The following is an 18,428-nucleotide window of genomic DNA, read 5'->3' on the forward strand; positions in this document are numbered from 1 at the left end:
TGGATTTTCTAAATTCACGCCCGTCTATTCTATCCGAATTAGGATGAACGAGAACCTATGGACAAACTTCGTCAAAAATACCTGCAAAAATGGCTACATGCGCAACAGCAACCAATAAAAAAATTAATGCGCGCTAATATTGCCCTTGCCACATTCTCTTCCATCATTTTGGTGATACAGACTTATCTCCTTGCAACCTTGCTTGATAAACTTATCATGCAGAATATACCGCGTGACGAACTCATTCCTTATTTTATCGGCTTAATTTTCAGTTTTGCTTTACGCGCCTTAATTTTATGGATGCGCGAAAAAATCGGTTTTGAAGCCGGCCGCCAATTACGCAATCATATTCGCCGGCAAATTCTGGATAAAATTCACCTTGTCGGGCCGGCGACAATCAATCAAAAACCGGCCGGAAGCTGGGCAAGCATTATGCTGGAACAGGTAGAAAATTTACATAATTTTTATGCCCGATTCCTACCGCAACAAAGCCTTTCCGTGATTGTCCCGATAGTTATTTTGATCTCGGTCTTTCCGCTAAATTGGGCAGCAGCATTAATCCTAATGGTTACGGCGCCCTTAATACCGCTCTTTATGATTCTTGTGGGGATTGCTGCGGCAGACAGTAGCCAGAAGAATATGGACACTCTCGCCCGTTTAAGTGCGCAATTTTTGGATCGCTTACGCGGACTTGAAACTTTACGGCTTTTTAACCGCTCTTCCGAACAAATCCAACACATTGAAAAAACAACGGAGCATTTCCGTGAAACCACAATGGATGTGCTAAAACTCGCCTTTCTATCCTCTGCCGTTTTGGAATTTTTTACCTCTATTTCTATTGCGTTAATGGCAGTCTATTTTGGTTTCAGCTATTTAGGACAAATAGAATTTGGCACTTACAGCGCACCGCTTACCCTTTTTATCGGTTTCTTTTGTTTAATTCTCGCACCGGAGTTTTATCAACCGCTACGCGACCTCGGCACTTATTATCACGATCGCGCCGCCGGTATCGGGGCGGCTGATGTCATTGTCGATTTTTTAGAAACCGATTACCTCACCACTCAACAAAATAAGCGTACGATCACCTTTGAAAGTGCGGTTGAAATTCGGGCAGAAAATTTAGTCGTACTTTCCTCCCAAGGAGTACCACTCACCCAACCGCTTAGTTTTCATATTCCGAGCAATCACAATGTGGCGTTAGTCGGGCAAAGCGGAGCCGGAAAAACCTCTCTAATAAATGCTATTTTAGGTTTTTTGCCTTATCAAGGTTCATTAAAAATCAACGGGCAAGAACTACGTGAAAGCGATCTCGCAAACTGGCGCAAACATATCGCTTGGGTAGGGCAAAATCCCTTGTTATTGCAAGGTACAATCAAAGAAAATCTGCTGCTTGGCGATATTCAGGCAAGTGATGAAGAAATTGATCGGGCCTTATCTCTCGCACAGGCTAAAGAGTTTACCGATAAACTAGGCTTAGACCACGAGATAAAAGACGGCGGTTTGGGCATTTCGGTAGGGCAGGCGCAACGTCTTGCCATTGCACGCGCACTTTTAAGAAAAGGGAAATTGATCTTACTTGATGAGCCGACAGCAAGCCTCGATGCCCAATCTGAAAATTTAGTGCTACAAACTTTAAGTGAAATAAGCTGTTATCAAACCACGTTGATGATTACCCATCGCATTGAAGAATTAAAACAATGCGATCAAATTTTGGTGATGCAACAAGGTGCAATAGTTCAGAGAGGTGATTTTTCACAACTCAGAAATAACGGTTTTTTTGCCGAATTACTCGCTCAACGACAACAGGATATCCAATAATGCGTGCATTACTGCCTTTTATACGTTTATTTAAGTTTGCCAAATTACCGTTAATTTTAGGTTTAGTGTTAATGATTTCCGGATTGGCTTCCAGTATGGGATTGCTTACCTTATCGGGATGGTTCTTGGCAGCAACCGCTATTGCCGGACTTGGTACGCTGTTTAACTTTTTTTATCCTTCCGCCAGCGTGCGAGGGTTGGCGATTGGACGCACGATCGCACGTTATTTTGAAAAAATCGTCACTCACGATGCCACTTTTCGTATTTTAGCTCAATTACGCGTCCAAGTATTTAAGAGAATTATTCCCTTAAGCCCAGCCGTACTCAATCGCTATCGTAACAGTGATTTGTTAAATCGCCTGGTTTCTGATGTAGATACCCTAGACAGCCTTTATTTACGTTTACTTGCCCCTTTTTTCACGTCAATCTTTATCACGATTGCCATGACAATTGGTTTAAGCTTTATTAATGTACCGCTCGCATTGGGTTTAGGGGCATTTTTATTGTTCTTATTAGTGCTGATTCCAATCATTTTCTATCGTTTAGGGAAACAGTTTGGCGAACCTTTAATCCATGCTAGAGCCAATTACCGCACACAATTTTTGGAATTTATTCAGGCCCAAGCCGAACTCCTATTGTTTAATGCGGAAAAACAAGTAAAAGAAAAAATGGCGGTAACTGAGAGAAATTGGCAAACGGATCAAGCCAAAGAAGCAAAATTAAGCGGATTTTCCACCGCACTTGTCCTCTTCCTAAACGGCTTGCTCATTTGTGCAATGTTGTGGTTTAGCAGCCAAGCGGATTTTGGTACGAACGAATATCGAGCTGCCTTTATTGCTCTCTTCACCTTTGCGGCGTTAGCTGCTTTTGAAATTATTATGCCACTGGGTACAGCATTTTTGCATATCGGTCAAATCATCGCCGCAGCAGAACGAGTAACCGATATTATTGAACAACAACCCTTAGTTGAATTTCAAGGCAACGCCGAATTTAAACCGCAAGAGCGATTAATTTCTGCAAAGAATTTGAGTTTTACCTATCCTGAAAGAGAAAATCTTGCACTGGACAACCTCATGCTTGATTTGGAACAAGGGCAAAAAATTGCTGTTCTTGGTAAAACGGGGAGCGGAAAATCAACATTACTGCAATTATTGGTACGCAACTATGATGCCAATCAGGGAGAGCTTTTACTCGCAGATAAACCCGTTTCACTCTATTCCGAACAGACGTTACGTGAGCAATTTTGCTTTTTAACTCAGCGGGTACATGTGTTTAGCGATAGTCTACGTCAAAATTTACAGTTTGCCGCCCACGAAAAAATCTCCGATGAGAAAATGATCGAGGTACTCAACCAAGTGGGATTGGGCAAATTATTAGATCAAACACAGGGATTAAATATATGGCTTGGTGACGGCGGTCGCCCTCTCTCCGGCGGTGAACAGCGCCGCCTGGGAATTGCACGAATATTATTAAATAATGCGCCGATTTTATTGTTAGACGAACCCACAGAGGGGCTTGATCGCGATACGGAATGCCAAATTTTACGTTTAATTTTACAACATGCGGAAAACAAAACCCTGATCATGGTTACCCACCGTTTAACTGCAATTGAACAATTTGACACAATTTGTGTAATAGATGAAGGGAAATTGATTGAAAAAGGCAATTACGACAGTCTAATCAAAAAAGAAAACGGATTTTTCAAACGATTAGTGGAACGGATATAAGAAAAAGAAGAAATTGGGCGGAAACCTTCCCAGCTTATTCTCGGCACACAGAAATTCCGACTTTGGCTGCTTTCTTCCGAACCTGACCGGGTAAACCGGACACCGTTGCGAGAGACCGAGAAGGTTTCCATTGATATCGCAATGCGACTGCGCGCTATTATGCAAGAATTAAATGACCATTGCAAAGATTAATTGCACACAATGATGAATTTGACGAGAATTTAAACCGCACTTTTCAGGAATGGGCAAAATGAACTATTTACAATATTACCCCGTTGATGTAGTGAATGGCGAAGGAACACGCTGTACTCTTTTTGTGAGTGGCTGTACCCATGGCTGCAAGGCTTGCTACAACCAAAAAAGTTGGTCGTTCAGTGCCGGCGTAGTATTTGATGAGGCGATGGAACAACAGATTATCAGTGATTTAAAGGATACCCGTATCAAACGCCAAGGTTTAACACTGTCCGGTGGCGATCCATTACATCCTCGCAACATAGAAACGCTCTTGCCTTTCGTACAACGGGTAAAACGTGAATGCCCCGACAAAGATATTTGGGTATGGACAGGTTACAAATTAGCAGAGCTGGATGAAAATCAGCGAGCTATGTTACCCTATATTGATGTCCTCATTGACGGAAAATTTGAACAAGAAAAAGCCGATCCAAGCTTGGTTTGGCGGGGATCGGCGAATCAGGTGATTCATCGGTTTAAACTTTAGCCAAACAACTTTATACTATTTTCCCAAATCACCTGTTTGACCAATTCCTGTGATTCATTGCGTAACGAACACAATGCCTTAAAACTTTCCACAATCCGCTCAGGACGATTCGGTTGCCCTCGGAAACCAAACACCGGCATATCAGGACTATCCGTTTCCAACACCAAGGCATCCAAAGGTAATTTTGCAATCGCTTGGCGGGTTTTATTAGCCCGTTGATAAGTAATGGTGCCACCGACACCGATTTTATAACCAAGATCCACAAACCGTTTGGCTTGCTCATAACTACCGGCAAAACCATGTATCACGCCATATTTAGGCAATGAAATGCGTTTTAAAAAGGTAAACACTTGATCATGAGATTTTCGGCTGTGAATATTCACGGGCAAAGCAAATTGTTTCGCAAAATAAAGCTGACTTTCAAAAAAATGGCATTGTTTTTGCCAAAGTTCGTCCGTTAATAAATCGGGGATCGCTCGTTCCAAACCAATTTCCGCCAGCGCCGTACAATTTCTATCGCGCTGTCCCAACGCTTGTTCTAACAGTGATAAATCATTTTCCGAATGTTCTCTAATATAAAGCGGGTGCAAGCCTAGCCCGTAATATAAATTTTGCGGATAAAGTGCGGTCATTTTTTGGATTGTTTTGAAATCCCGTTCGAGCACCGCAACAATCAAAATTTTTTGTACATCGGCTTGCTTGGCATTTCCTATTAATTGTGAAAGGGATTCGCCGGTAAATTGCTGCAAATAATCAAGGTGGGTATGAGTATCGAAAAAAAGCATAGTTATTTAATTTAGTCAAACGCTATTATTTTACTCTTGATCTTCCTGCTCAATCAACAGCCAATCAATTTCATCGCTAATATCCTCTTCCTCATGTAACCCATTTATAAAACGGGAATGACAACAATCACTATCCAATTCCGATAATGCCCAATTAGGTTCTCCTGCACGAGGATTCCCCTCATCTAATAAAGAAATAAATTGCTCAGTAACTGTTTGTGTATAGAGTTGCAAATACCTTTCTAACTCTTCAGGAGAAAGGCATTGTTTCACTTTTTTATGTAATGCGATAAATTCATCGCTTTCCTCCGCATATTCTTGGGTATAGTAAATATGCTTGCTCACCTCACGATTAATTTTTTCCAATTCTCTTAAAACAGCAAATCGAGCAAATTGAGGGATATTTTCTTTAATTTCACTGATTGCCCAAGAAAACGGTTTCTTTGAACCTGCTTTTCTCATTTTATTTATCAAAGCAAGCAAATTATTTTGTTCTTGTTCCGTAAGAGAATGAATTGCATTAAGGTAATATTCTCTTTGATAATCCTCATATTCTGCTTCAACAATTTTAATCAATTCTTCCATTAATGTTTTCCCCATTGGTTATTTTAAGTAAGAAAACCTGAGACAAAGCTCAGGTTTCTTTCTTTATTCTACGCTAACGGAATTAATCACCACATCTTCCGTCGGCACGTCTTGGTGAAAACCTTTACTCCCTGTTTTTACACCCTTGATTTTATCTACCACATCCATGCCTTCAACCACTTCACCAAACACGGCATAGCCCCATTCTTGCACAACGTTTTTACCAAACATTTCTTTAGAACGATGATCTAAAAAAGTATTATCCGCTACATTAATAAAAAATTGTGCCGTTGCCGAATGCGGGTCAGAGGTGCGTGCCATTGCAATAGTGCCGCGTTTATTGCTCAATCCGTTTGCCGCTTCGTTTTGGATTGGCGCATTGGTATTTTTCTCTTTCATTCCGCTTTCCATACCGCCACCTTGAATCATAAATCCATCAATTACGCGGTGGAAAATTGTGTTATTATAAAAGCCCTCTTTACAGTAATTTAAGAAATTTTCTGCCGTAACAGGGGCTTTATCAAAATCTAATTTAATTTTAATATCGCCAAAGTTTGTGTGTAACGTAACCATTTTGTTTTCCTTATGAAAAATTGAGGGCTACATTATTCCACAATCAAGCTAAAAGTGCTATAAAGTACGGTCAGTTTTTACCATATTCTACGAGCTTAACCATGCTAAAAATCTTCAATACCCTAACCCGAGAAAAAGAAATTTTTAAACCTATTCGTGAAAATAACGTGGGAATGTATGTGTGCGGTGTCACGGTTTATGACCTATGCCATATCGGTCATGGACGAACGTTTGTTTCCTTTGATGTGATCGCCCGTTATTTACGTTATTTAGGCTACAATTTAACCTATGTACGCAATATTACCGATGTGGATGACAAAATCATCAAACGAGCATTAGAAAACCAAGAAACCTGCGAACAATTAGTTGATCGCATGGTTGCTGAAATGTACAAGGATTTCGATGCATTGAATATTTTACGTCCGGATTTTGAACCGCGCGCCACCCATCATATTCCTGAAATTATTGCACTCGTTGAAAAATTAATTCAGCGAGGGCATGCTTATGTCGCACAAAACGGGGATGTAATGTTCGATGTGGAAAGTTTCAAAGAATACGGCCAATTATCCCGTCAAGATCTAGAGCAATTACAAGCCGGCGCACGGGTTGATATATCCGATGTGAAGAAAAATCCGATGGATTTCGTACTATGGAAAATGTCAAAAGAGAACGAACCGAGTTGGGATTCACCTTGGGGAGCCGGTCGCCCGGGGTGGCATATTGAATGCTCGGCGATGAACAGTAAACAACTCGGTAATCATTTTGATATTCACGGTGGCGGTTCCGATTTAATGTTCCCACACCATGAAAACGAAATTGCCCAATCATGCTGTGCTCACGACGGGAAATATGTCAACTACTGGATTCACTCCGGAATGATTATGGTCGATAAAGAAAAAATGTCGAAATCTCTCGGCAATTTCTTTACGATTCGTGATGTACTGAGCCATTATGATGCCGAAAGTGTACGTTATTTTCTGTTATCCGCCCATTATCGCAGCCAGCTAAATTATAGTGAGGAAAACTTAAATCTCGCTCACAGTGCGTTAGAACGATTATATACTGCATTGAGAGGAACGGATCAAAGTGCGGTCGCTTTTGGCGGAGAAAATTTTGTTGCAGTGTTCCGTAATGCAATGGATGATGATTTCAACACACCCAATGCGATTTCTGTTTTATTTGAAATGGCAAAAGAAATCAATAAATTAAAATCAGAAAATCAAGAGTTGGCAGACGGTTTGGCTGCCCGCTTACGCGAATTGGCAAACATTCTCGGATTACTTGAACAAGATCCCGAACAATTTTTGCAGTCGGGAGCTAATAATGAAGAAATCGCTAAGATAGAAAATTTAATCAAGCAACGTAATGATGCCAGAGTAGCCAAGGATTGGTCTGCTGCCGACACTGCCCGCAACGAACTCAATGCAATGGGCATTATTTTGGAAGACGGACCAAGCGGTACAATTTGGCGTAAACAATAATGTTAAAAAACTAAAAAGTGCGGTCAATTTTGATTGCACTTTTTAGTTAACTATTTTTAAGTACCCATTCAATAGGTTTGAATAATTTTTATGATCAAAGTCACAATTTTTCAACATTTTACTTTATTTATCTAATAACTTATTTACAATTCACTACCAATTGACGTAACAATCTTAAAGAACCCCTAGTTATATAAGGAATCCTATGGCTCTTTTTTTTAGTATCTTTCCAATTGTTTTACTTATTTATCTAATGGTAAAACGTAATGCTCTCCCTTCTTATGTTGCTCTTCCTTGGATTGCCGTGGTTGTGCTGATTATTCAACTTATTTATTTTGGTACCGATATTTCAACAGTCAGTGCCAATATCGTTTCTGCAATCATTGCGGTGCAAACTCCTATTACGGTTATTTTCGGAGCGATTTTATTCAATCGTTTTTCAGAAACGTCCGGTGTAACCGATACATTGCGTAAATGGTTAGGTAAAATCAACCCAAATCCGGTCGCACAAATAATGATTATCGGTTGGGCCTTTGCTTTTATGATTGAAGGTGCCAGTGGTTTTGGTACACCTGCTGCAATTGCCGCTCCTATTCTTGTCGGCTTAGGCTTTAATCCAATAAAAGTTGCCGTTTTAGCATTAATTATGAACTCAGTTCCCGTTTCTTTTGGGGCGGTAGGTACGCCAACTTGGTTTGGCTTTGGTCCGTTAAATTTAGCAGAGAGTCAAATACTTGAAATAGGTTCAATGACGGCAATTATTCATGCTTTTGCCGCATTAGTCATTCCACTCATTGCGTTACGTTTTATCGTTTCAGGAAAGGAAATCCGCCAAAATATTGTGTTTATTTATATTAGTATTTTTGCGTGCATTATCCCTTATTTCTTCCTTGCACAAATAAATTATGAATTCCCGTCTTTAGTTGGCGGTGCAATCGGTATGTTTATTTCCGTATTTGTAGCTAATAAAGGTATCGGTTTAACGAAAGTAGAAAATACATTAGATAATACGGGAATCAGAGGTAAAGAAGTAGCTAAAGCATTATTGCCAACAGGCTTGCTGATTTTGTTTTTAATCGTAACCCGTATTCAACAGTTGCCATTCAAAGCAATGATGAACGATGCAACAACTTGGTTTGCATTACAACTTGGCTCTCTCGGACAATTTGAAATCAGCAAAGGCTTAATTTTCAGCTTAAAAGAAATTTTCGGGACAAATGTAAGTGCCAGCTACAAGTTACTTTATGTTCCGGCTTTAATTCCATTTATTATTACCGTTCTAATTTGTATACCGTTGTTTACAATGAACACTCAAAAAACCAAAGAGATTTTTATTGGTAGTTTGAAACAATCCAGAAACCCATTTTATGCACTTGTCGGTGCGTTAATCATGGTAAACTTGATGCTTGTTGGCGGTGATGCTTCAATGGTGAAAATTATCGGTAAAAGCTTTGCTCAAGCAACCGGAGAATATTGGACTCTCTTCGCTTCTTACTTAGGAGCGGTGGGGGCGTTCTTCTCAGGTTCCAATACCGTCTCAAATCTCACCTTCGGTAGTGTTCAATTATCAACCGCAGAAATTACCGGGTTATCGACAAGCCTCATTCTAGCGTTACAATCTGTTGGTGGTGCGATGGGGAACATGGTTTGTATTAATAATATCGTTGCGGTAAACTCAGTTTTAAATATTCAAAACCAAGAAGGTGCGATTATTAAGAAAACTGTCATACCAATGTTTGTGTATGGTGTTATTGCAGCGGTAGTGGCATTAACTATTATTCCAATGTTTTTCAACGTTTAATGTAGAGAAATAACACTACAAACTTAGATTTTACTCAACCTAAAAGGAAGTATTTATACTTCCTTTTGTACTATAACAGTATTATAAATACGATTTTTTCTTATTCTTAATTTTAATAGGCATATCAAATGAATGTAAATTTTTATGTAACTTGCATTGCAGATGTTGTAAAAGCCGGTGTTGCAAAAAACACCGTTCTCTTACTCGAAAAATTAGGGTGCAATGTCATTTTCCTAGAAAAACAAGGTTGTTGTGGGCAACCAGCTATAAATAGCGGTTATACTAAACAAGCATTAGCCGGAATGAAAAATTTAGTTGAAACCTTTGAAGTAAATGATCATCCTATCGTTTCTCCAGCTGGTTCATGCGTTTCTGCAATTAAATATTATCCTGAATATTTTAATCGATTTGGTGAAACCGAATGGGCAAAACGAGCAGAAAATATATCAAAACGCTTTTATGATCTTACGGATTTTATCGTCAATGTTCTCGGAAAAACCAATATCGGGGCCACATTAACGGGCAAAGCTGTTTATCATCCTTCTTGTAGTTTAAGCCGTAAACTCGGTATTGTCGATGAGCCTCTCGCTTTGCTTCGAAACGTAAAAGGTTTAGAACTTCTTCCTATTCACAATCAACAGACCTGTTGCGGTTTTGGCGGAACATTTTCAGTTAAAATGGCGGAAATTTCCGGAGAAATGGTTACAGAGAAAGTAAAAAATATTACTGAGGTTGAACCGGATTATTTAATTGGTGCAGATGTGAGTTGCTTAATTAATATTGGCGGGCGTTTACAACGCGAAGGTAAAAAAGTAAAAGTTATGCATATTGCAGAAGTTCTAATGCAACAAGGAGAAGTTTAATATGTCCCATTTACAAACTAGCAACCTTCCTTTTAAAGAACGTGTCGAACAGCAGATTCACAATGAAATCATGCGTAAAGCGGTAATCAAGGCTCAGGAAACCATTGGTGCCAACCGCCAAAAAATGGTTGATGAATTAGGGCATTGGGAAGAATGGCGTGATCTTTCTAAACAATTCCGTAATCACGTTTTAGCTAATTTAGATGCCTATTTATATCAATTAAGCGAAAAAGTTACTCAAAATGGGGGACACGTTTTTTTCGCTGAAACGGCTGAAGAAGCAAGCGATTATATCCGTAAAGTTGCGCTAGAGAAAAAGGCTAGAACGATTGTTAAATCAAAATCAATGGTAACGGAAGAGATCGGTTTAAATTCAGTTTTAGAAACCGAAGGAATAAAAGTCGTTGAAACGGATCTAGGTGAATATTTACTCCAAATTGTTGGCGATAAGCCCTCTCATATTGTTGTACCGGCTATCCATAAAGATCGCCACCGTATTCGAAAAGAATTACATGAAGTATTGGGCTATGAAGGTACTGAGCAACCGGAAGAAATGAATGCGTTTATCCGTAAAGTTTTACGAGAAGATTTCTTAAAAGCGGATATTGGAATTTCAGGCTGTAACTTTGCCGTACCTGAAACAGGTTCGGTTTGTTTAGTAACCAATGAAGGAAACTTACGGTTAGCCACGACGGTTCCGAAAACACATATTGCTGTAATGGGAATGGAACGTATCGCACCAACCTTTAAAGAAGTCGATGTACTAATTACAATGCTTTGTCGCAGTGCCGTAGGCGCAAAATTAACCGCCTACAATACTTGGCTCACCGGTCCGCGTCTAGAAAATGAAGCTGATGGTCCGGAGGATTTCCATTTAGTAATTGTCGATAATGGACGCTCGGCGATTTTAGAAAGTGAATTCAAAGAAGTTTTACGCTGTATTCGCTGTGGAGCTTGTCTAAACACCTGTCCTGCTTATCGTCAAATCGGCGGACACGGCTATGGTTCAATCTACCCGGGACCAATCGGTGCTGTCATATCTCCCCTGCTAGGCTGTTATAAAGAGTTTAAAGAATTACCTTATGCTTGTTCACTGTGTAATGCATGTAACAGTGTTTGTCCGGTTAAAATTCCGCTAGCCCAACTCATTCTTAAACATCGTGAAAAAATGGTAGATCAAGGTATTACCCCAAAAATCGAACAGTTGGAAATTAAAGGATTCACATTTGCTAATTCCCACCCTAGTGTTTGGAATATGGGAGTTAAAGTAGGTGCAAAAGTCATAAGTAAATTTATCAAAAATGGGAAACCTGCTATTAAAGCGGGTGCATTGGGGGAATGGACAAAAGCCCGTGATTTACCGACTAGCGATGGTGAAAGCTTCCGTGAATGGTTTGCAAAACGGAAATAATTCAGACAAAGGAATTAATAACAATGAATTTAGAAAACAGAGAAAATTTCTTAAATAAACTTGCAAATAAAATGGGCAGAGCTCGACAACTAGAGCCAACCCCGATGGAAGAGCCGTTAAATGACTATCCTTCGACTCGCTTAACACATTTATCTCAAAGCGAGCTTTGTGATGAATTTATGAATTTCGCTAAAGTTTTATTAGTGGATATCGTTGAAACAACGGAAGAAAATGTTACAAAAGCGATCTTAGATGTCTGTGAAAAATATGGTGGCGGTAGCATTGTACTTAACCATGATTCCCGCCTCGAAAATCTTGGTATTATAGATGCTGTAAAAAACACTTTCGATAGTTACGTGTGGAACTACGATAGTAGTGACGAAAATATCATAAAATCAGCCAAGGCAAATATTGGTATCGTACATGGCGAATATGGGCTTGCGGAATCAGGCGGTGTCGTCTTATTTTCCGCTAAGGGAAATGGTCGCTCAACAAGTTTATTGCCTGAAAAATCAATTGTCGTCATTCGTAAAAGTGCAGTTCTTCCCCGTGTCGCTCAATTAGCTCAAATTCTTCATGAAAAAGCCCTGGTCGGAGAACGTATGCCATCATGCATCAATATTATTTCCGGCCCAAGTGCTACCGCAGATATTGAGTTAATTAAAGTTGTCGGTGTTCACGGTCCCGTTTCTCAAATTTACGTTATCATTGACGATTTGAACTAATCCCCTCTAAACCAATAAAACCAGCTTACTAGCTGGTTTTATATTTATAAATATAGACTCAATCCGCTTTGTAATGGTTTAAACCAGCCCAGAAATATAGTCTTTCAGATTATAAACATAGAATATTTTCTGAAACAAAGAAGCCACGAAATGTTGTTCCCATTTCACCTAAAAAACTACTATTCAAAAGCAACCGCACTTTTGGTGAATGTCTCATTTTTTGCTATACTTGCGCATTCATCATAATTGAATAATAAAGGAATAATTTATGGAACAAATGCCTGCTTGCCCAAAATGCCACGGTGAATATGTCTATCATGATTCAGTAAACTTTGTTTGTCCGGATTGCGCTTATGAATGGAACAGTGCTGAACCCGTTGAATCTAATGACGAGCAACTTATTGTGAAAGACAGTAACGGCAACCTACTTGCGGATGGTGATGATGTACTTTTAATCAAGGATCTAAAATTGAAAGGTTCATCTGAAGTCCTGAAAAAAGGCACAAAATTCAAAAATATCCGTTTAGCCAAGGGCGATCATAATATCGATTGTGGCAAAATCATGCTGAAATCTGAGTTTTTAAAAAAGGCATAGTGAAAAAGTGCGGTCAAAAAACAATAATTTTTATGACCGCACTTTTCCTTTAGCTTCTCATTTTATCTTGTTAAATCAACTACTTCTTTGACTAAACACTCCATCTCATCCCAGTTTTTTGACCTGATTAATTGTTTCTCCACAAACCACTACATTAGGATTTGCAAACTTAAGTTATCCGTACCTAATGCAGAAACATAATGAGCTTGAATATCATGAGAACTAATTCGACTCAGATAAGTAGCTGAATTTAATGTATCACCACAATAACTTTGCCTCATTTCACTGAATGGCTTACTGTTCAGTTCAATCATACATTTGCCGATAAATACAACTTTTTTCATTATTAAATTAGAAATAATATTTCTACTCCATTAAGATAACCAATTCATTGGAACAATCACGATATTAGGGAAAAATACCATTAACAGCATAATAATTGCGTATATTAGTAAGAATGGAGAAATACCTTTAGATAACTTTCCAATTCCTAATTTAGATATTCCGGAACCAACATATAATACAGTTCCAACCGGTGGAGTTATTAGTCCAATAGATAAATTAATTACCATCATGATACCGAAATAAGCAATGTCAATATTATATGCTCTTAATAGAGGTAATAATACCGGTACAAAGATTAATACAGCCGGAATTAAATCCATCACACACCCTACTAATAATAAAAATAGCATAATAATTAGCATTAGAATTGTTGGACTATCAGTTAATCCCTTAATTGTTTGAACTAATTCAGTTGGGATTTGAGCAACTGTTATTGCAAAGGCTGAGATCATTGCTGCCGCTGCAACAAACATTACCATTGAGGTTGTTTTAATCGTTCCGATAAAAACTTCTCTTAATTTAGCTAATGTTAATTCTCTATAAGCTGCACTAACTAATCCAGCATAAATTGCTGCCACTACTCCCGCTTCCGTTGGTGTAAAAATTCCTCCTCTTAACCCAACAATAATGATTACAGGTAGAAGTAAAGGCCAGAATGCTTTTTTGAATGCGCACCATCTCTCTTTTCCACTTTGTTTTCTTTCTAAACTTAAATCATTATTCCGATAAAGAATTTTCCAGACAAACCATAATCCTGAAACCATTAACAAACCGGGAACGGTCCCCCCCATAAATAGCTTAGTTATAGAAGCACCTGCAGTAATGCCATAAATAATCATAGGAATACTAGGAGGGATAACAACAGAGATAATACCTGCAGCACAAATAAGTCCTGTGGAACGGGCTGCATCATATTTTTTTGAAACCATCATTGGAATAAGTATTGCACCCAATGCTGCGGTATCTGCAACAGCAGAACCGGATAAACCTGCAAAGATTAACCCCGAAATGATTGCAACATAACCTAATCCACCTTTAATGTGCCCTACCATACTTGTAGCAAAATTAATGATTCTTTCTGATATTCCACCGTGTTTCATAATTTCCCCAGTAAGCATGAAAAACGGAATAGCCATTAGGGGAAAATTATTAGTTCCCATTACAAAATTTTCTGTAATTAATTGTGTGTCAAACATATCAAGATGATATAGCATAATGCTTGCACTTAGTAGCATTGATAAAGCAACGGGAACCCCAAGAAATAATAAGAAAAATAGACTACCTAAAAATAATAGTAACATTTTAATCTCCTATTTATCCAAAAACTTTTTGTTATCTTTTATTACACTAAATATAACAATAAAGAAATATGAGACTGATGAGATAACTGCTGCAAAATATAGAAAAGATGAGGATATTCCTGTTGCAGGCATTTTTTGTGTATATGTTAAAGCCATTAATTGTAATGCACCAAAAGCGATGAATATCATTGAAACCAGAACACATAAATTAGAAATAAGTGATACTATTTTTTTATATTTTTCAGGCAAGGATGAAGTAATAATATCAACTGTCAAATGGGTTTTATCTTTAGCAACTAAAATTATTCCTAAGAAAATCATATATACAAAGCAAATCCTGGAAAACTCTTCCGAAAAAGCAATACCAGAATCAAAAAAGTATCTTAGTAATGAATTGAAAAAGACGAGTGAAATCATAATAATTAAAGCCGATATAGAAATATATTCTAATATTTTATCCAAATACTTTACTATTTTCATGAGATTATTTCCTTACTCCTCCACTTTAATAGAATTAAAGTGGAGGATATATTTATATTTTATTATTTAGCATCATTAATTTTCTGAACAATATCTTTGGCCCAATCATACTTTTTATAAAAATCATCATATAAAGATTTTGAAGCACTTATCATGTCAGTCTTGAATGATTCATTAGGGACAATGATTTCATTTCCATGCTTAGCAAGATACTCTTTAACTTCAGATTCTTTCTCTATTGCTAATTCCCATTCTTTCTCTTGATATAATTTAGCTGCTTTTTGGAAAATAACTTGATCTTCTTTAGGAATTTTATTCCATGTTTTTAAGCTAATTTGTAATAAGCCGGGAGAGAAGATATGGTTACTCTGAATAATATATTTTTGTACTTCGTATAAACCAGAATCTTTAATTAGCATATAAGGATTTTCTTGACCATCAATAACTTTTTGTTCTAATGCCGTAAATACCTCACTAAGCGGCATGCTTTGTGGGTTAATATTCATTGCTTTTGCCCAATCTACAAATAATGAGTTTAATGGAACTCTTAAGCGTAACCCCTTGAAGTCATCAAATTTTTCTAATTTTTTATTTGATGAAATGACACGAAATCCATTCATACCATAAGCAAGTAATTTAATACCATATTTTTCCATTTTTTGACCAATTTCATTTGCAATTGGAGACTCTAATACTTTTTTTGCTTCTTGATTGTCTTTAAAGAGATAGGGCCACTCCCATACACCAAAAATAGGATCGACATTTTGTAATAATAAACCTGTAATACCAGCTTCAATAGTACCATTACGTAAACCATTTACAATTTGATCCTCTCCACCTAATTGGTTATTAGGATAAATTCTAATTTCATATCGATGATCTGTTTCATCTTCAATTGTTTTCTTAAAATATTCTTGCAATGCTATATGCGATGGATGCATATCAGAATTATAATGACCTAATTTAATAATTGTTTTTGCAAAAACGCTACCACTAAATAGTATGCTAGAAGCGAGCAATAATTTACTCAATATATTTTTTCTCATGATTTTATCCTCATTCTTGATTTTCTATCTAGAAAATAGCATTAATTTTTAAATAATTCTCTGGGTTGTTTGATAATTCAGAAATAAATTTAGGGATTTCCTCAAAATTTATACTTTTGGTAATGATATTAGATGCATTAATTTTATGTGTAGAAAGCATATTTAATGCTTCTTCAAATTCACCTTTACTTGTTCTAGAACCATAGATATTTAGTTCTTTGAATGTTATTAAATTAGTTGGTAATGGTGTTTCTGCTTTTGGCCACCCTGTTAGTGCAATTCGACCGGCAAAAGATGCATAATATAGAGTGTTTTTTATAGAACTATTTGCACCAGAAGCCTCCATTACGACTTCTGCCATGCGACCGTTTGTGATTTCTTTGATTTTGTTCCTGTCATCTTCCTTTTGAGGGTTGATGATATGCTCTATTCCTAAAGATTTCGCATACTCAAGTCGTTCATCTAAAATATCGACTAAAATAGGGGTTGCTCCATATTGAATTGCAACTAATGCAGCCATTAATCCGATAGCTCCCGCACCAATAATAACAATATGCTCATTCTCTTTTAGGTTTGCTCTATGTAAAGCATGTAAAGCGATAGTTAAAGGTTCAGCCAGAGGTAGTTGGTTGATCGGTAGATTGTAGGGTACTTTCGTTATAAGATGAGCAGGATGTCTAATAACCTCTTGCATCCCCCCATCAATATGTACACCAATAACTTTTAATGATTCGCAACAATTTGTTCTACCAATTGAGCACGGATAGCACTTACCACAGTAAACATAGGGATCGACTATAACGCGATCGCCAACTTTTACATTTTCAGGCATACCAATTCCACTTTCTATAATTCTGCCTACAATCTCATGGCCCAGTATTCTTGGATAGGTTACTAACGGATTTGTACCTCTATATGCCCCAATATCCGACCCACAGATTCCCATTGATTCAACTTGAATAAGTACGTCATTATTGCCTTTTTGAGGGTACGTAATTTCTTTTACTGATACTTTATTAGGCTCTTCTAAGCATATAGCTCTAATTAACTTTGTCATATTTAGACTCCCCATGTTTTCTTGACGGAATAAAAATTACTTGTTGTATTTAACTATGATATGATTATGGGACATTAAAAATCATTTTGGAATACCAAAATATTATTTTTGTGACACAAATCACAAAAATAAAAAATTGGAATACCAATTTTGGAAAAAATATGGAAAATATCACTAATAGAACATATACCCGAATTGGGGAGTATCTTAAGCGAGATATATCTCAAGGCATTTATGCTGTTGGAGATAAGCTACCGACTGAACGAGAAATTTCTGAAAAATTTGGAGTAAGTCGAACTATTGTTCGCGAAGCAATGGTAATGCTGGAAGTTGAAAAATTAGTAGAAGTTAAGAAAGGATCTGGAGTTTACGTTGTTAGGATACCTAAAGCTCATTCCAATATAGAAAATACTAGTTTGCCAGACGTAGGCCCCTTTGAATTATTACAAGCTCGCCAGTTATTAGAAAGTAGTATTGCCGAATTTGCGGCACTGCAAGCAACAAAGAAAGATATTTTAAATTTAAAGCAAATCTTACATCGAGAAAAAGAATTACTTGCTCTAAATCAAGATGACTACAGCGCAGATAAGGATTTCCATATTGCATTAGCAGAGATAACGCAAAATGATGTGCTAGTAAAATTACAAGAACAATTATGGCAATATCGTTTTAATAGCGCAATGTGGACTCAGTTACACGCTAGAATTTTACAAAACGATTATCACCATTTATGGATAGAAGATCATCACACAATTTTACTAGCAATTCAGAAGAAAAATGCTAATGCTGCTAGAAGAGCAATGTGGCAACACTTAGAAAATGTAAAAGTGAAACTGTTTGAGTTATCTGATGTAGAAGATCCACATTTTGACGGATACCTATTCAATACAAATCCGATTGTTGTAGGTATCTAACCACTTACAATAACATAGGAGTTTAAAAATGGAACAAACATGGCGTTGGTATGGCCCCAAAGATCCTGTTTCTTTATCCGATATTCGTCAGGCCGGGGCGACCGGTATTGTGACCGCTCTTCACCATATTCCCAATGGAGAAGTTTGGAGTATTGAAGAAATTGAAAAGCGGAAAACCGAAGTGGAAAATGCCGGTCTAACTT

18 protein-coding genes, 1 other RNA gene and 1 pseudogene are annotated in these 18,428 nt (G+C 37.6%); 11 read left to right on the plus strand and 9 right to left on the minus strand.

All coding sequences use genetic code 11. The annotated features are described in order from the left end of the window. The first annotated feature begins 57 nt into the window (after positions 1-57). Together cydD and cydC are read left to right on the plus strand one after the other, a co-directional pair. Positions 58-1,818: a cysteine/glutathione ABC transporter permease/ATP-binding protein CydD gene (gene cydD, locus BKL51_RS07270; RefSeq protein WP_077466056.1), complete on the plus strand. Its 1,761-nt coding sequence runs from the start codon at positions 58-60 to the stop codon at positions 1,816-1,818. Further along, positions 1,818-3,545, plus strand: coding sequence for a cysteine/glutathione ABC transporter ATP-binding protein/permease CydC (gene cydC / locus BKL51_RS07275; protein ID WP_077466057.1), 1,728 nt, complete (start codon positions 1,818-1,820; stop codon positions 3,543-3,545). The genes cydD and cydC overlap by 1 nt, the downstream gene beginning before the upstream one ends. A 23-nt stretch (positions 3,546-3,568) precedes the next feature. Here cydC and ffs read toward each other — a convergent pair. Continuing rightward, an RNA gene (ffs, locus tag BKL51_RS07280) (signal recognition particle sRNA small type) lies at positions 3,569-3,667 on the minus strand. A gap of 128 nt (positions 3,668-3,795) precedes the next feature. Here ffs and nrdG point away from each other — a divergent pair. Next, positions 3,796-4,263, plus strand: coding sequence for an anaerobic ribonucleoside-triphosphate reductase-activating protein (gene nrdG, locus BKL51_RS07285; protein ID WP_077466058.1), 468 nt, complete (start codon positions 3,796-3,798; stop codon positions 4,261-4,263). Here nrdG and BKL51_RS07290 read toward each other — a convergent pair. The 3 genes from BKL51_RS07290 to BKL51_RS07300 form a co-directional block, all read right to left on the minus strand. After that, positions 4,260-5,048 carry a TatD family hydrolase gene (locus BKL51_RS07290; protein WP_077466059.1) on the minus strand — a complete coding sequence of 263 codons (789 nt, stop codon included), beginning with the start codon at positions 5,046-5,048 and terminating at the stop codon, positions 4,260-4,262. The two genes, nrdG and BKL51_RS07290, sit on opposite strands and share 4 nt — an antisense overlap. Positions 5,049-5,078: 30 nt before the next feature. Beyond that, positions 5,079-5,633 carry a hypothetical protein gene (locus BKL51_RS07295; protein ID WP_077466060.1) on the minus strand — a complete coding sequence of 185 codons (555 nt, stop codon included), beginning with the start codon at positions 5,631-5,633 and terminating at the stop codon, positions 5,079-5,081. 63 nt (positions 5,634-5,696) lie between these two features. Then, entirely contained in the window at positions 5,697-6,206 is a 510-nt protein-coding gene (locus tag BKL51_RS07300; protein WP_077466061.1) for a peptidylprolyl isomerase, read from the minus strand. 101 nt (positions 6,207-6,307) lie between these two features. On the opposite strand from BKL51_RS07300, the gene cysS reads away from it, so the two are divergent. The 6 genes from cysS to BKL51_RS07330 all read left to right on the plus strand — a co-directional run bounded on the left by cysS (position 6,308) and on the right by BKL51_RS07330 (position 13,082). Next, positions 6,308-7,687, plus strand: coding sequence for a cysteine--tRNA ligase (gene cysS / locus BKL51_RS07305; protein WP_077466062.1), 1,380 nt, complete (start codon positions 6,308-6,310; stop codon positions 7,685-7,687). Positions 7,688-7,892: 205 nt separating this feature from the next. After that, a complete protein-coding gene (locus BKL51_RS07310; RefSeq protein WP_077466063.1) occupies positions 7,893-9,488 on the plus strand; it encodes a lactate permease LctP family transporter in 1,596 nt (531 codons plus the stop codon). Between the two features lie 128 nt (positions 9,489-9,616). Beyond that, the gene (locus BKL51_RS07315) at positions 9,617-10,351 is read left to right on the plus strand and encodes a (Fe-S)-binding protein (RefSeq protein WP_077466064.1); all 735 of its coding nucleotides are present in this window, start codon (positions 9,617-9,619) and stop codon (positions 10,349-10,351) included. A gap of 1 nt (position 10,352) precedes the next feature. Then, positions 10,353-11,762 (plus strand): LutB/LldF family L-lactate oxidation iron-sulfur protein, encoded by a 1,410-nt coding sequence (locus BKL51_RS07320; RefSeq protein ID WP_077466065.1) that lies wholly within the window; start codon positions 10,353-10,355, stop codon positions 11,760-11,762. A 23-nt stretch (positions 11,763-11,785) separates the two neighbouring features. Then, positions 11,786-12,487, plus strand: coding sequence for a lactate utilization protein C (locus BKL51_RS07325; RefSeq protein ID WP_077466066.1), 702 nt, complete (start codon positions 11,786-11,788; stop codon positions 12,485-12,487). Positions 12,488-12,755: 268 nt separating this feature from the next. Then, positions 12,756-13,082 (plus strand): zinc ribbon domain-containing protein YjdM, encoded by a 327-nt coding sequence (locus BKL51_RS07330; protein ID WP_077466067.1) that lies wholly within the window; start codon positions 12,756-12,758, stop codon positions 13,080-13,082. Positions 13,083-13,237: 155 nt separating this feature from the next. Here the strand turns inward: BKL51_RS07330 and BKL51_RS07335 are convergent. The 5 genes and pseudogenes from BKL51_RS07335 to BKL51_RS07355 form a co-directional block, all read right to left on the minus strand. Continuing rightward, positions 13,238-13,426 (minus strand): annotated as a pseudogene (locus tag BKL51_RS07335) (PfkB family carbohydrate kinase); the annotation flags it as partial. Positions 13,427-13,456: 30 nt separating this feature from the next. Beyond that, the gene (locus BKL51_RS07340; protein WP_077466068.1) at positions 13,457-14,728 is read right to left on the minus strand and encodes a TRAP transporter large permease; all 1,272 of its coding nucleotides are present in this window, start codon (positions 14,726-14,728) and stop codon (positions 13,457-13,459) included. Between the two features lie 9 nt (positions 14,729-14,737). Further along, positions 14,738-15,208: a TRAP transporter small permease gene (locus tag BKL51_RS07345; RefSeq protein ID WP_077466069.1), complete on the minus strand. Its 471-nt coding sequence runs from the start codon at positions 15,206-15,208 to the stop codon at positions 14,738-14,740. 62 nt (positions 15,209-15,270) lie between these two features. After that, positions 15,271-16,254, minus strand: a complete 984-nt coding sequence (locus tag BKL51_RS07350; RefSeq protein ID WP_077466070.1) for a TRAP transporter substrate-binding protein — start codon at positions 16,252-16,254, stop codon at positions 15,271-15,273. Between the two features lie 28 nt (positions 16,255-16,282). Next, positions 16,283-17,311, minus strand: a complete 1,029-nt coding sequence (locus tag BKL51_RS07355) for a zinc-binding alcohol dehydrogenase family protein (protein ID WP_077466071.1) — start codon at positions 17,309-17,311, stop codon at positions 16,283-16,285. A 161-nt stretch (positions 17,312-17,472) separates the two neighbouring features. Between BKL51_RS07355 and BKL51_RS07360 the strand changes: the two genes are divergently transcribed. Continuing rightward, complete coding sequence (locus tag BKL51_RS07360) at positions 17,473-18,225, plus strand: GntR family transcriptional regulator (RefSeq protein ID WP_077466072.1); 753 nt, start codon at positions 17,473-17,475, stop codon at positions 18,223-18,225. A gap of 28 nt (positions 18,226-18,253) precedes the next feature. Further along, positions 18,254-18,428: mannonate dehydratase (locus tag BKL51_RS07365; RefSeq protein WP_198930117.1), on the plus strand; the 175-nt coding region annotated here is incomplete at its 3' end.

This window comes from Rodentibacter sp. Ppn85 (assembly GCF_001999335.1).
In the GTDB taxonomy this organism is placed as follows: Bacteria; Pseudomonadota; Gammaproteobacteria; order Enterobacterales; family Pasteurellaceae; genus Rodentibacter.